Raw genomic sequence first — 13,540 nt, 5'->3', positions numbered from 1 at the left:
CGGCGTGAGCCAGCAAAAGGACAGCGATTCGGGGGACAACCTCGAGAAGCCGACGAGCCCGTCGGTTCCCGAAACCACCCCGGATGGGTCCTGGGCTGACGTCGCGATCTCCGAGTCGTTCCGGCACGCGGGTTCCAAAACCGAATCCGATACGGAAACCGCGGCATCGGAGCCTGTCGCGGCGGCCGAGCCGACAGTGGTGCTGGACGCGCCCGCCGGGCCCACCGTGGCCGGGCCTGCCGCGACTCCGCCCGCGGGGTTGGATGTGCGGCGCTTCGTCACCGTGGGTGCGGCCGCGCTGCTGGCCGTATCCGTCGTGGCGGCCGGGATCATCGGCTTCCTCTGGTTCGGGGATCACAAGGACGAGAACCGCGCGCACGCCCGTGATGCCGCGCTGACCGATGCCCGGCAGGCCGCGATCAACCTGATGTCCATCAACCCGGACGATATCGACGGGTCGCTGGCAAATATCCGGTCATCCATGACCGGGGAACTGCTCAAGCAGCAGGAGGAAGGGCAGGATCAGCTCAAGCAGACCGCCCAGGACTCCAAGACCCGGATCAAGGCCGATGTCGAGGGGCTCACCCTCACCTCGCTCAACACCGAGCTCGATCACGCGTCGGCCTTCGCGGTGCTGAAGATCACCCGGAGCTGGCCCGGCGGGCAGCCCGCCACCTTCCGCCAGCTCTGGACCCTCGACCTGGTCAAGGTCGGCGACGCTTGGAAAGCCGAGAAGGCGCAGAATCTGGGCGAGCCGGTGCCGCTGGGCACGGGCACCGCACAGCAGCCGAGCTCGACCCCGACCCCCGCACCGGGCAACTAGGAGGGAGTGACCCATGGCCAACCGGAAACGTCCCGTCAACCGCGTCACCCCGCGCCGCCCGGCCGCCCAGCGCGGCACCGCGTCGCGCACCACCGCGGCGAGCACCCGGTCCACCACCGAGCGGCTCGATCGGACGGTGTCGGCCGATCAGACCGTCGAGTCCGATCGGACCACCCGGCGCACCACCCCGCCGCGCGGTCCCAGCCTGTCCAAAAATCCTGCCCCGCAACAGTATTCCAAGCCGAGCGGGCAAGGTGGATTTTGGCGTAACTGGGGTGTCGCCACCGTGTGCGGCGCGCTCGCCGTGCTGCTGCTCGCCTTCGCGGTGACCGGTGCGGTGAATCACTGGGTGGGCAAGCCCAACTCGGACTCCGGCAATCTCGCCTACGTCGACAACACGGCCACCGACGAGGTGAAGGCCGCCGCCGACCACGCCCTCACCACGCTCTACGGCTACAAGGCCGCCGAGATCGACAAGTGGAAGACCTCGGTCAACTCGGTGCTCACCGACAAGATGCAGAAGGACTTCGCCAAGTACGTCGACACCACGGTCGACACCATCAGGCAGACCCAGACCGACACCCAGGTCAAAACCGACCCCATCGGCGTGACCCTGCTCACCGGCGACCGCGCCGAACTGCTGGTCAACCTGAACATCTCGGCGGTCAAGGACAACAAGCCCGAACCCCTCGCGTCGGGCCCGATCGTGCTGCGCATGCAGAAGGTCGACGGCCACTGGCTGGCCTCGGAGATAACCGACAAGTAGAGGGTCACGCCCGTCGCGCGCCGGTGTCTTTCCGGTATCGCGCGACGTCGGAAGGTGATCTTGTAGCGGGACAGGCGATCTCGGCATTTGTCAACGCGGACCGCCACTTGACGACTTTCGTCCGAGCCGTCACGCTATTCACAACAGCGGCGGCTGTCACAGGGGACAGGACGCCGACGTGGGCCTCGCGAACGCAGCCAGCGGACTCTTCGGCCCAGTCGGAAATCCGTGTGGAGGCCGCCCTCGCTGTGTCGGTACCGACGTTCCGGTCGCCCGGATATCGGCGCTCCGGTCGCCCGGATATCGACATAGACACACCGGGGCGAAGTTGCCGTCCGCGGATCGCCACGGGTGGTACTTTGACACCCCCGTAGGTTTGGGTGTAGTTTTTGACGTTGCGCTGGCTGCCTCCTGTCCATACCTCGATCGCATCACGAAAGTTCCACCTTCCGGTGTTACTTCCGCTGTTTGCTGTTCGGGTTTCGTTCGGGTCGTAACCAGCGGAATTCGTAGCAGACAAGCGACGGTCGCGGACCACCACGCGACGCGCGTGAGGTGCTGGAAGGACGCATCTTGGCAGTCTCCACCCAGACCGAGGCCACCACGGCGGGCCGTGGATTCTACTCAGTCCCCGGAGCCCCGAAGCGGGTGTCTTTCGCGAAGATTCGCGAACCCCTGGAGGTTCCCGGACTTCTCGATCTACAAACCGAATCGTTCGCCTGGCTGGTCGGTTCAGCAGACTGGCGTGAGCGTGCCATCGCGCGCGGCGACGTCGAAAACCCCGTCGGGGGCCTCGAGGAGGTGCTCGAGGAGCTGTCTCCGATCGAGGACTTCTCCGGCTCCATGTCGCTGTCCTTCTCCGACCCGCGCTTCGAAGAGGTCAAGGCCTCCATCGAGGAGTGCAAGGACAAGGACATGACCTACGCGGCGCCGCTGTTCGTGACCGCGGAGTTCATCAACAACAACACCGGTGAGATCAAGTCTCAGACGGTCTTCATGGGTGATTTCCCGATGATGACCGACAAGGGCACGTTCATCATCAACGGCACCGAGCGCGTCGTCGTGTCGCAGCTGGTCCGTTCGCCCGGTGTCTACTTCGACGAGTCCATCGACAAGTCGACCGAGAAGACCCTGCACTCGGTGCGTGTCATCCCGTCGCGCGGCGCGTGGCTGGAGTTCGACGTCGACAAGCGCGACACCGTCGGTGTGCGTATCGACCGCAAGCGTCGCCAGCCGGTCACCGTGCTGCTCAAGGCGCTGGGTCTGACCACCGAGGAGATCACCGAGCGCTTCGGTTTCTCCGAGATCATGATGTCCACCCTCGAGAAGGACTCCACCCCGGGTCAGGACGAGGCGCTGCTCGACATCTACCGCAAGCTGCGTCCGGGCGAGCCGCCGACCAAGGAGTCGGCGCAGACCCTGCTGGAGAACCTGTTCTTCAAGGAGAAGCGCTACGACCTGGCCCGCGTCGGCCGCTACAAGGTCAACAAGAAGCTGGGCGTCAATGCCGGTGTGCCCGTCACGGGTTCGGTGCTGACCAAGGAAGACATCGTCGCGACCATCGAGTACCTGGTGCGCCTGCACCAGGGCGACAAGCTCATGACCGTCCCCGGCGGCGTCGAGGTGCCGGTGGATGTCGATGACATCGACCACTTCGGCAACCGTCGTCTGCGGACGGTTGGCGAGCTGATCCAGAACCAGATCCGCGTGGGCCTGTCCCGCATGGAGCGCGTCGTGCGCGAGCGCATGACCACCCAGGATGTCGAGGCCATCACGCCGCAGACCCTGATCAACATCCGTCCCGTCGTGGCGGCGATCAAGGAGTTCTTCGGCACCTCGCAGCTGTCGCAGTTCATGGACCAGAACAACCCGCTCTCGGGTCTGACCCACAAGCGTCGTCTGTCGGCGCTGGGCCCGGGTGGTCTGTCCCGTGAGCGCGCCGGTCTGGAGGTCCGTGACGTCCACCCGTCGCACTACGGCCGCATGTGCCCGATCGAGACCCCGGAAGGCCCGAACATCGGCCTGATCGGTTCGCTCTCGGTCTACGCGCGGGTCAACCCGTTCGGTTTCATCGAGACCCCGTACCTCAAGGTCATCGACGGCCGCGTCACCGATGAGGTCAAGTACCTCACCGCCGACGAGGAGGACCGCCACATCCGCGCCCAGGCGAACTCGCCGGTCGACGCGGACGGCAACTTCCTCGAGGACCGCGTCCTCGCCCGCCACGGCAACGAGGAAATGGAATACGTCCCGGCCAAGGACATCGACTACATGGATGTCTCGCCGCGCCAGATGGTGTCGGTCGCGACCGCCATGATTCCGTTCCTCGAGCACGACGACGCCAACCGTGCCCTCATGGGCGCGAACATGCAGCGTCAGGCCGTGCCGCTGATCCGTTCCGAGTCGCCGCTGGTCGGCACCGGCATGGAGCTGCGCGCCGCGGTCGACGCCGGTGACGTGGTCGTGAACCAGAAGGCCGGTGTGGTGGAAGAGGTTTCGGCCGACTTCATCACCGTCATGCACGACGACGGCACCCGCCGCAGCTACCGCCTGCGCAAGTTCGAGCGCTCCAACCAGGGCACCTGCGCCAACCAGCGTCCGATCGTGGACGAGGGCATGCGCGTGGAGTCCGGGCACGTGCTCGCCGACGGCCCCTGCACCGAGAACGGTGAGATGGCCCTGGGCAAGAACCTGCTCGTGGCGATCATGCCGTGGGAAGGCCACAACTACGAGGACGCGATCATCCTGTCGCAGCGCCTCGTGGAGGACGACGTGCTCACCTCGATCCACATCGAGGAGCACGAGATCGACGCTCGCGACACCAAGCTCGGTGCCGAGGAGATCACCCGGGACATCCCGAACGTCTCCGACGAGGTCCTGGCGGACCTGGACGAGCGCGGCATCGTGCGCATCGGCGCGGAGGTCCGTGACGGCGACATCCTGGTCGGCAAGGTCACCCCGAAGGGTGAGACCGAGCTGACCCCCGAGGAGCGCCTGCTGCGCGCCATCTTCGGTGAGAAGGCCCGCGAGGTCCGCGACACCTCCCTGAAGGTGCCCCACGGTGAGTCCGGCAAGGTCATCGGCGTCCGCGTCTTCTCGCGTGACGACGACGACGATCTGCCCCCGGGCGTCAATGAGCTTGTGCGCGTTTACGTCGCGCAGAAGCGCAAGATCCAGGACGGCGACAAGCTCGCCGGCCGCCACGGCAACAAGGGTGTCATCGGCAAGATCCTTCCGCAGGAGGACATGCCGTTCCTCCCGGACGGCACCCCGGTCGACATCATCCTGAACACCCACGGTGTGCCGCGTCGTATGAACATCGGTCAGGTGCTGGAGACCCACCTGGGTTACATCGCCAAGACCGGCTGGCAGGTCGACGGTTCGCCGGACTGGGCGAAGAACCTGCCCGCCGAGATGATCGGACAGCCCGCCGACACGAACATCGCCACCCCGGTGTTCGACGGCGCCCGCGAGGAGGAGCTGACCGGCCTGCTCGGTTCGACGCTGCCGAACCGCGACGGCGAGAAGATGATCAACGACGACGGCAAGGCCATCCTGCTCGATGGTCGCTCCGGCGAGCCGTTCCCGTACCCGGTGGCCGTGGGCTACATGTACATCCTGAAGCTGCACCACTTGGTCGACGACAAGATCCACGCGCGTTCGACCGGTCCGTACTCGATGATCACGCAGCAGCCGCTGGGTGGTAAGGCGCAGTTCGGTGGTCAGCGCTTCGGTGAAATGGAATGTTGGGCCATGCAGGCGTACGGCGCGGCCTACACCCTGCAGGAGCTGCTCACCATCAAGTCGGACGACGTGGTCGGCCGCGTGAAGGTGTACGAGGCCATCGTCAAGGGCGAGAACATTCCGGAGCCGGGTATCCCGGAGTCGTTCAAGGTTCTGCTCAAGGAGCTCCAGTCGCTGTGCCTGAACGTGGAGGTGCTGTCCTCGGACGGCGCCGCCATCGAGATGCGCGACGGCGACGACGAGGACCTGGAGCGCGCCGCGGCGAACCTGGGTATCAACCTGTCCCGCAACGAGGCTGCGACGGTCGACGACCTGGCGCAGTAAGAGCGATCGGTCCGGGAAGGCCGGTTCATTTTCGAGTCGCCTTCCCGGGCAACGGATTTAGCGAACTTTTGCTCATACTCAACCCGAACAGGGGAAAGGAAGTTACGTGCTAGACGTCAACTTCTTCGATGAACTCCGGATCGGCCTGGCCTCCGCCGAAGACATTCGTAACTGGTCTTTCGGCGAGGTCAAGAAGCCGGAGACCATCAACTACCGCACGCTGAAGCCGGAGAAGGACGGCCTCTTCTGCGAGAAGATCTTCGGTCCCACCCGGGACTGGGAGTGCTACTGCGGTAAGTACAAGCGCGTCCGCTTCAAGGGCATCATCTGTGAGCGCTGTGGTGTCGAGGTGACGCGCGCCAAGGTGCGTCGTGAGCGCATGGGCCACATCGAGCTGGCCGCCCCGGTCACCCACATCTGGTACTTCAAGGGTGTCCCGTCGCGCCTGGGCTACCTGCTCGACCTGGCGCCGAAGGATCTCGAGAAGATCATCTACTTCGCCGCGTACGTGATCACGGCCGTCGATGACGAGCTGCGTCACAACGAGCTGTCCACGCTCGAGGCGGAGATGGAGGTCGAGAAGAAGACCGTCGCCGACCAGCGCGACGCCGATCTCGAGGCCCGCGCCCAGAAGCTGGAAGCCGACCTGGCCGAGCTGGAGGCCGAGGGCGCCAAGTCCGACGTCCGCCGCAAGGTCAAGGACGGCGGCGAGCGCGAGATGCGTCAGCTGCGCGACCGCGCCCAGCGTGAGCTGGACCGGCTCGACGAGATCTGGACCACCTTCACCAAGCTGGCCAAGAAGCAGCTGATCATCGACGAGGTGATCTACCGCGAGCTGCAGGACCGCTACGGCGAGTACTTCACGGGCGCCATGGGTGCCGAGGCGATCCAGAAGCTCATGGAGACCTTCGACATCGACGCCGAGGCCGAGAACCTGCGCGAGACCATTCGTACGGGCAAGGGCCAGAAGAAGCTTCGCGCGCTGAAGCGTCTGAAGGTCGTCGCCGCGTTCCAGACCAACGGCAACTCGCCGATGGGCATGGTCCTCGACGCCGTGCCGGTGATCCCGCCGGAGCTGCGCCCGATGGTGCAGCTGGACGGTGGCCGCTTCGCGACCTCCGACCTGAACGACCTGTACCGCCGCGTCATCAACCGCAACAACCGTTTGAAGCGACTGATCGATCTGGGTGCGCCCGAGATCATCGTGAACAACGAGAAGCGCATGCTTCAGGAGTCGGTGGACGCGCTGTTCGACAACGGCCGTCGCGGCCGTCCGGTCACCGGTCCGGGTAACCGCCCGCTGAAGTCGCTGAGCGATCTGCTCAAGGGCAAGCAGGGTCGTTTCCGTCAGAACCTGCTCGGAAAGCGTGTCGACTACTCGGGCCGTTCGGTCATCGTGGTCGGCCCGCAGCTGAAGCTGCACCAGTGCGGTCTGCCCAAGCTGATGGCGCTCGAGCTGTTCAAGCCGTTCGTCATGAAGCGTCTGGTCGACCTGAACCACGCGCAGAACATCAAGTCCGCCAAGCGGATGGTCGAGCGTCAGCGTCCCCAGGTGTGGGATGTCCTCGAAGAGGTCATCGCCGAGCACCCGGTGCTGCTGAACCGTGCGCCCACCCTGCACCGCCTGGGTATCCAGGCCTTCGAGCCGCTGCTGGTCGAGGGCAAGGCCATCCAGCTGCACCCGCTGGTGTGTGAGGCGTTCAACGCCGACTTCGACGGTGACCAGATGGCCGTGCACCTGCCGCTGTCGGCGGAGGCGCAGGCCGAGGCCCGCATCCTGATGCTGTCCTCGAACAACATCCTGTCGCCGGCCTCGGGTCGTCCGCTCGCCATGCCGCGTCTGGACATGGTGACCGGTCTGTACTACCTGACCCGCCTGGAAGAGGGCGCGAAGGGCGAGTACCGGGCGGCCACCAAGGACGCGCCGGAGTTCGGCGTCTACTCCTCGCCCGCCGAGGCGCAGATGGCCGTCGACCGCGCCGAGCTGACCGTGCGTTCGCTGATCAAGATCCGGCTGACCAACCAGCGTCCGCCCAAGGACGTCGAGGCCGAGCTGTTCCCGAACGGCTGGCAGCGCGGCGACGCGTGGATCACCAAGACCACGCTGGGCCGGGTGCTGTTCAACGATCTGCTCCCGGCGGACTACGCGTTCATCGACGAGCCGATGCCGAAGAAGCGTCAGGCCGCGATCATCAACGATCTGGCCGAGCGCTACCCGATGATCGTGGTCGCGCAGACCGTCGACAAGCTCAAGGACTCGGGCTTCTACTGGGCCACGCGTTCGGGCGTCACGGTCTCCATGTCGGACGTGCTCGTGCCGACCGAGAAGGCCGAGATCATGGCGCGTTACGACGCGCAGGCCGATCAGATCGAGAAGAAGTACCAGCGTGGTGCGCTCGATCACCAGGAGCGCAACAACGCCCTGGTCAAGATCTGGCAGGAAGCGACCGAAGAGGTCGGTAAGGCGCTGCGCGCGCACTACCCGGCCGACAACCCGATCATCACGATCGTCGACTCGGGCGCCACGGGTAACTTCACCCAGACTCGTACCCTCGCGGGCATGAAGGGTCTGGTGACCAACCCGAAGGGTGAGTTCATCCCGCAGCCGATCAAGTCCTCCTTCCGTGAGGGCCTGACGGTTCTGGAGTACTTCATCAACACCCACGGTGCGCGAAAGGGTCTGGCCGACACCGCGCTTCGCACCGCCGACTCGGGTTACCTGACCCGTCGTCTGGTGGACGTGTCGCAGGACGTCATCGTGCGCGAGACCGACTGTGGCACCGAGCGCGGCATCGTGGTGCCGATCGCGGAGAAGCAGGCCGACGGCTCGCTCATCCGTGACGCCCACGTGGAGACCAGCACCTACGCTCGTACGCTGGCCACCGACGCGGTCGACGCCAAGGGCAACGTCATTGTCGAGAAGGGCCACGACCTGGGCGATCCCGCCCTGGAGGCGCTGCTCGACGCCGGCATCACCGAGGTGAAGGTCCGCTCCGTGCTGACCTGCACCACCGGTACCGGCGTGTGCGCCACCTGCTACGGCCGCTCGATGGCGACCGGCAAGCTGGTGGACATCGGCGAGGCCGTCGGTATCGTCGCCGCCCAGTCCATCGGTGAGCCCGGTACCCAGCTGACCATGCGTACCTTCCACCAGGGTGGTGTCGCCGGTGACGACATCACGGGTGGTCTGCCCCGCGTGCAGGAGCTCTTCGAGGCTCGTGTGCCCAAGGGCAAGGCCCCCATCGCCGAGGTGTCGGGTCGCGTGCGGCTCGAGGACGACGACCGCTTCTACAAGATCACGATCATCCCGGACGACGGGTCGGACGAGGTCCTGTACGACAAGCTGTCGAAGCGTCAGCGCCTGCGGGTGTTCAAGCACGAGGACGGTTCCGAGCGTCTGCTCGCGGACGGCGACCACGTGGAAGTCGGCCAGCAGCTGCTCGAGGGCTCGGCCGATCCGCACGAGGTGCTGCGCGTGATGGGCCCGCGTCAGGTGCAGATCCACCTGGTCCACGAGGTCCAGGAGGTGTACCGCTCGCAGGGTGTGTCCATCCACGACAAGCACATCGAGGTGATCGTCCGCCAGATGCTGCGCCGCGTCACCATCATCGATTCGGGTGCGACCGAGTTCCTCCCGGGTTCGCTGGTGGAGCGCGCCGAGTTCGAGTCCTCCAACCGCCGCGTGGTCGCGGAGGGTGGAGAGCCCGCCTCGGGTCGTCCGGTGCTGATGGGTATCACCAAGGCGTCGCTCGCGACCGATTCGTGGCTGTCGGCGGCCTCCTTCCAGGAGACCACCCGCGTGCTCACGGATGCCGCGATCAACTGCCGCTCCGACAAGCTGATCGGCCTGAAGGAGAACGTGATCATCGGTAAGCTGATCCCGGCCGGTACCGGTATCAACCGGTACCGCAACATCCAGGTTCAGCCCACCGAAGAGGCGCGCCAGGCCGCGTACGCTGTCCCGTCCTACGACGACAGCTACTACAGCCCGGACGGCTTCGGCACCTCCACCGGTGCCGCGGTGCCGCTGGACGACTACGGCTTCAGCGACTACCGCTAAGCTCGTAGCCAGGCAATAGAATTCGGCCCCCGTTCCGATCGGAACGGGGGCCGAATGCCGTTTGCGGTACCCTGCTGGTATGACCGCTGCTCAGCACATCGACGAGCCGATCCGAGGCCGCATGGTGCTGTTGCCGACGACCCCTCCCGGTGGATTCACCGCCGCCGACCTGCCGCGTCTGATAGAAGTTGTCGATGGCAGCTTCGAGTTGCTGGACGGTGAAGTCGTGATGATGGCTCCCGCCACGCATTGGCACAACGAAGTCATCGACATCCTCAAACATGCGCTACGTGCCATAGCGCCACGCGATTTCGTCGTGGGCTCCGAGCAGGGAATCAATATCGGCTCGAGCGTGCCGGTGCCGGATGTTCTTGTCGTTTCGCGCGAAGTCGTAGGCCCCAGCAGCCTGGTTTTCGAGCCGGAGGACGTATTTCTTGCGGTTGAGGTGATGTCTCCGGGCACGAAAACGAAGGACCGGAAGCTTCGTCCCGCGCAGTATGCCGACGTGGGTATCAAGTGTTTCTGGCGCGTCGAGAACGAAGACGATGCGATCGTCGTCTACACCTTCGAGTTGCTGCCGGAAGGCGGATATTCGCCGACCGGTGTCCATCGCGGCCGGGTCAAGGTCGATCGTCCGTTCCCTATCGACATCGAACTGCCAGAGGTGACCTGGTAGTTCGGGATTCACCCGACCGCCCGCGCTCAGCTCGAGCGCGGGCCGAATTACGTTGGGGCCGGGATCAGTTCGCCGGGAGGGTGGGGAGTGCCGGTAGCTCGGTGGGCAGGGCGGCGAAGACCGGGCGGAAGACATTGCCCGTGCCGGGGACCATGGAGTCGAGGTAATTCAGGGCCGCGTCGGAAGCCTCTTGGCCGCCGGACATCTGGAGCCCGATGGCCCCGCCGATCACGCCGCCGACCACGGCCAGCAGTGGGGTGGTGATGAAGTCGACGACGAACAGGCCGAGGGGGAAACCGGCGATGAAGCCGATGGTGGCGCCGATGGCCGCGCCGGTGGCCACCGCGGGGAGATTGGCCTGGACGACGTCGAAGAAGTGCTGCTGGGCATCGATATTGCGGACGGGGGTGTCGGATTCGGCGACGGGGGCGAGGGTCAGGCGGTGGTTGTCCTGATCGATCTTCGCGGCGAATTCGGCTGTCTTGCCGTCGATGTCGTACTTCAGGGGAATGGTGGAGACGAGCACGCCGTCGTCATCGGTGACGATGACGGCCTCGCCGTCCCAGGTGGCGAGGAAGTGACCGGCCTGCACGGTGCTGACCGCGGCGCGGTGATCGGCGGAGAGAGCCACGTCGTAGCCGACATTGTGGTCGGTGCCCTTGATCTGGAGGGCGGGCTGCGCGGGGGCCTGGACCGGTTCGGCGGTCGCGGTACCGGCGACGGTGGTGGCGGTCAGGCAAAGCAGGGCGGGCGCTACGTATTTGGTTATACCCATGGTGGCTTCTCTTGAGTGATGGACGAGTTCCCCGACATTTGCGACAAACTACCGTTATCAACTCGAGATGTGAAGGGCTATGGCGCAGAGAGGTCGTCGCGGGGTTCGCCGAGGCGCACAAACACCACACCGACGAGAATCAAAGCGCCGCCCAGCAATTGGATGGGCGCGGGCGTCTGGCCCAGCAGCGCCCAGGAGAACAGGATGGCGGCCAGCACCTCGCCGAGCGCGGCGAAGGAGGCGAGCCGGGAACCTAGCAGTCGGGTGGCGGCGATGCCGGTGACGTACGCGATCGACGCCGTCACCACGCCCAGCGCGAGCAGCGGTACCCACCACGGCACGGTGAACCCCTGGAACACTACGGGTGCGGTGGTGGCGTGCAGCGGCACGATGCCGACCAGCCCGGCCGCCAGAATGCCGAGCCCGCCGATCAGCAGCCCGCCGGTGGCCAGCACGGTGCCCGGCACCGCGTCCCCGGCGTGCGCCGACAGGATGAAATACGCGGCCGCGCCGACCATCGCGCCCAGCGCCCAGGCGATGCCGACCCAGCTGGTCTGCGTCCCGGACCGCAGGTTCAGCACCAGGATCAGCCCGGTCGCGCCGATGATCGCGCCGAGCACGGTTGCCCGCCCGGGCTTCTGGGCGTGCCGCAGCCACAGCCACACCACCACGGCGATGGGTGCGGTGTATTCGATGAGCAGCGCCACCCCGACCGCCATGTGCGCGACGGCATTGAAGTAGGCCAGCTGCGCAGAGGCGACGGCGAGCAGCCCGTATCCGGCCAGTAGGGAGGTGTTGCGGCGCAGCAGATTCCAGTCCCCGCGCAGTTGCATCACGGCCGCGGGCAGCAGCACGGCCGCGCCGAGCAGGACGCGCACGATGACGACCGAGGCCGGGCTCCAGCCCGCGTCCATGAGTCCGCGGGCCAGTGGCCCGGAGAGTCCGAATGCGGCGGCCGACAGCGCCGCGCACAGGAGACCGGATCGCAGCCGGTGTGACACCGCCGCCCTGTCATGAGTCAAAGTCGCCATGACAAATGACGCTAAGGGCTCTGTGTGTAATATGTCAACGTGCTTTTCGCTGATGACACGGTGGCGTCCATGGCCGCGGCGGTCGAATTGGTGAACTCGGCGGTGGCTCCGGACTTGCTGACCGAGATCGCCCAGCTGGACGCCTTCTTCGTCAAACACCGCTACACCGGCGCGCACAATCGCACGGCCGCGGAACTGGCCGCGGTCCGCGCCCAGCGCGCGCCGTTGCGCCGCCTGCTCACCGCCGACCGCGACACCGCGGTCGAGCTGGTGAACGCGATTCTGGCCGAGCATCGCGCGGTGCCGCGGCTGGTCCGCCACGACGATCTCGACTACCACATCCACGCCGTCCCGGCCCAGGCCCCGCTCGACGTCCGCATCGCCGTGGAGACGGCCGTGGCCATGATCGACTTGATCCGCGCCGACGAACTCTCGCGCCTGGCGCTGTGCGCCGACGAGACCTGCGCGGGCATCGTGCTGGACATGTCCCGCAACCGGTCTCGCCGCTACTGCTCGACGGCCTGCACCAATCGCAATGCGGTGGCGGCCTATCGGGCCCGCAAGGCGGTCAGCTGAGCACCTCGGCGAGCCGGTCCACCTGATCGGCGTCGCGGCTGTAGCAGTAGAGCATCACCTCGTCCGCGCCCAGATCAGCGAATTGTGCGATGGCGTGGCGGATTTCGCCGGGTGTGGTGAACATGCCGGAGACCATCTTCTCGGCCATGCCGGTGAATTCGTAGTACGCGCCCATCGACGCGCGGGCATCGGCGACGACATCGTCCGAGCCGAGCGCGGCATTGACCTGGGCGACGATGCGCGGCGCGCCGGGGCGGCCGTGGTCGGTCCAGGAGCGGCGGACGGTCTCGAAGAGCCCACCGGCCCACGCGGGCGCGGCGGCCGCGAGAAAGCCACCGCCCCAACGGCCGACGCGATCCAGCGCGGCGGGCTGGAAGCCGCCGAAGAGCAGTTCGGGACCGGCGGGGGAGAGCGGCGCGGGACCGATCGGGCCGCAGTCGGTGCCGAACGGTTTGCCCGCCCAGTCGAGCAGGGCGGTGGGATCGGAAATGGGAAGTCCGAGACCGATGTGCATGGGATTACCTCCATGAGGGTATGAGTGGGCACAAACTCGGCCGCCCACTCCGCACCTCTTCCGGAGGCGGATGCTCTCATTCTGCGGCACAACTTCTGGAGAGCATCTCTTGGATTGCGGCCACTATAAGTCGATTTCGGACGGGCGGGCAAGCGCGGGCCGCAGCGGGGGACAGGTCCGCGTGCGCCGCACGGGGTTGGACGATAGGGTTGCTGCGCATTCTGGCGGGTCGGCGAATGGTGCTAGTGTCG

Annotated in this window: 9 protein-coding genes; 6 read left to right on the top strand and 3 right to left on the bottom strand. The window is 66.2% G+C overall.

Features of this window, described 5'->3' with window-relative positions:
• Positions 1-4: 4 nt before the first annotated feature.
• The 5 genes from NS2_RS20735 (at position 5) to NS2_RS20715 (ending at position 10,393) form a co-directional block, all read left to right on the top strand.
• On the top strand, positions 5-823 hold the full coding sequence (locus tag NS2_RS20735; RefSeq protein ID WP_052486692.1) for a hypothetical protein: 819 nt from the start codon (positions 5-7) through the stop codon (positions 821-823).
• Positions 824-836: 13 nt separating this feature from the next.
• A complete protein-coding gene (locus NS2_RS20730) occupies positions 837-1,589 on the top strand; it encodes a hypothetical protein (RefSeq protein ID WP_033088703.1) in 753 nt (250 codons plus the stop codon).
• 555 nt (positions 1,590-2,144) lie between these two features.
• Positions 2,145-5,657: a DNA-directed RNA polymerase subunit beta gene (rpoB, locus tag NS2_RS20725; protein WP_036546249.1), complete on the top strand. Its 3,513-nt coding sequence runs from the start codon at positions 2,145-2,147 to the stop codon at positions 5,655-5,657.
• Positions 5,658-5,763: 106 nt separating this feature from the next.
• Positions 5,764-9,717: a DNA-directed RNA polymerase subunit beta' gene (locus tag NS2_RS20720; RefSeq protein WP_033088705.1), complete on the top strand. Its 3,954-nt coding sequence runs from the start codon at positions 5,764-5,766 to the stop codon at positions 9,715-9,717.
• A 79-nt stretch (positions 9,718-9,796) separates the two neighbouring features.
• Complete coding sequence (locus NS2_RS20715; RefSeq protein WP_052086609.1) at positions 9,797-10,393, top strand: Uma2 family endonuclease; 597 nt, start codon at positions 9,797-9,799, stop codon at positions 10,391-10,393.
• A 64-nt stretch (positions 10,394-10,457) separates the two neighbouring features.
• Here the strand turns inward: NS2_RS20715 and NS2_RS20710 are convergent, their stop codons facing one another.
• Positions 10,458-11,168, bottom strand: a complete 711-nt coding sequence (locus NS2_RS20710; RefSeq protein ID WP_052086610.1) for a DUF8020 domain-containing protein — start codon at positions 11,166-11,168, stop codon at positions 10,458-10,460.
• A 77-nt stretch (positions 11,169-11,245) separates the two neighbouring features.
• Positions 11,246-12,199: an EamA family transporter gene (locus tag NS2_RS20705; RefSeq protein WP_033088706.1), complete on the bottom strand. Its 954-nt coding sequence runs from the start codon at positions 12,197-12,199 to the stop codon at positions 11,246-11,248.
• 39 nt (positions 12,200-12,238) lie between these two features.
• Here NS2_RS20705 and NS2_RS20700 point away from each other — a divergent pair, with 39 nt between their 5' ends.
• Positions 12,239-12,775 carry a CGNR zinc finger domain-containing protein gene (locus tag NS2_RS20700; RefSeq protein ID WP_033088707.1) on the top strand — a complete coding sequence of 179 codons (537 nt, stop codon included), beginning with the start codon at positions 12,239-12,241 and terminating at the stop codon, positions 12,773-12,775.
• Here the strand turns inward: NS2_RS20700 and NS2_RS20695 are convergent.
• Complete coding sequence (locus tag NS2_RS20695; protein WP_106852519.1) at positions 12,768-13,289, bottom strand: LLM class flavin-dependent oxidoreductase; 522 nt, start codon at positions 13,287-13,289, stop codon at positions 12,768-12,770. The two genes, NS2_RS20700 and NS2_RS20695, sit on opposite strands and share 8 nt — an antisense overlap.
• Positions 13,290-13,540: the final 251 nt, after the last annotated feature.

It is taken from the genome of Nocardia seriolae NBRC 15557, assembly GCF_007990715.1.
In the GTDB taxonomy this organism is placed as follows: Bacteria; Actinomycetota; Actinomycetes; order Mycobacteriales; family Mycobacteriaceae; genus Nocardia; species Nocardia seriolae.
Note: the sequence above shows the minus strand (reverse complement) of the source record. Positions and strands in the feature narration are given on the sequence as shown.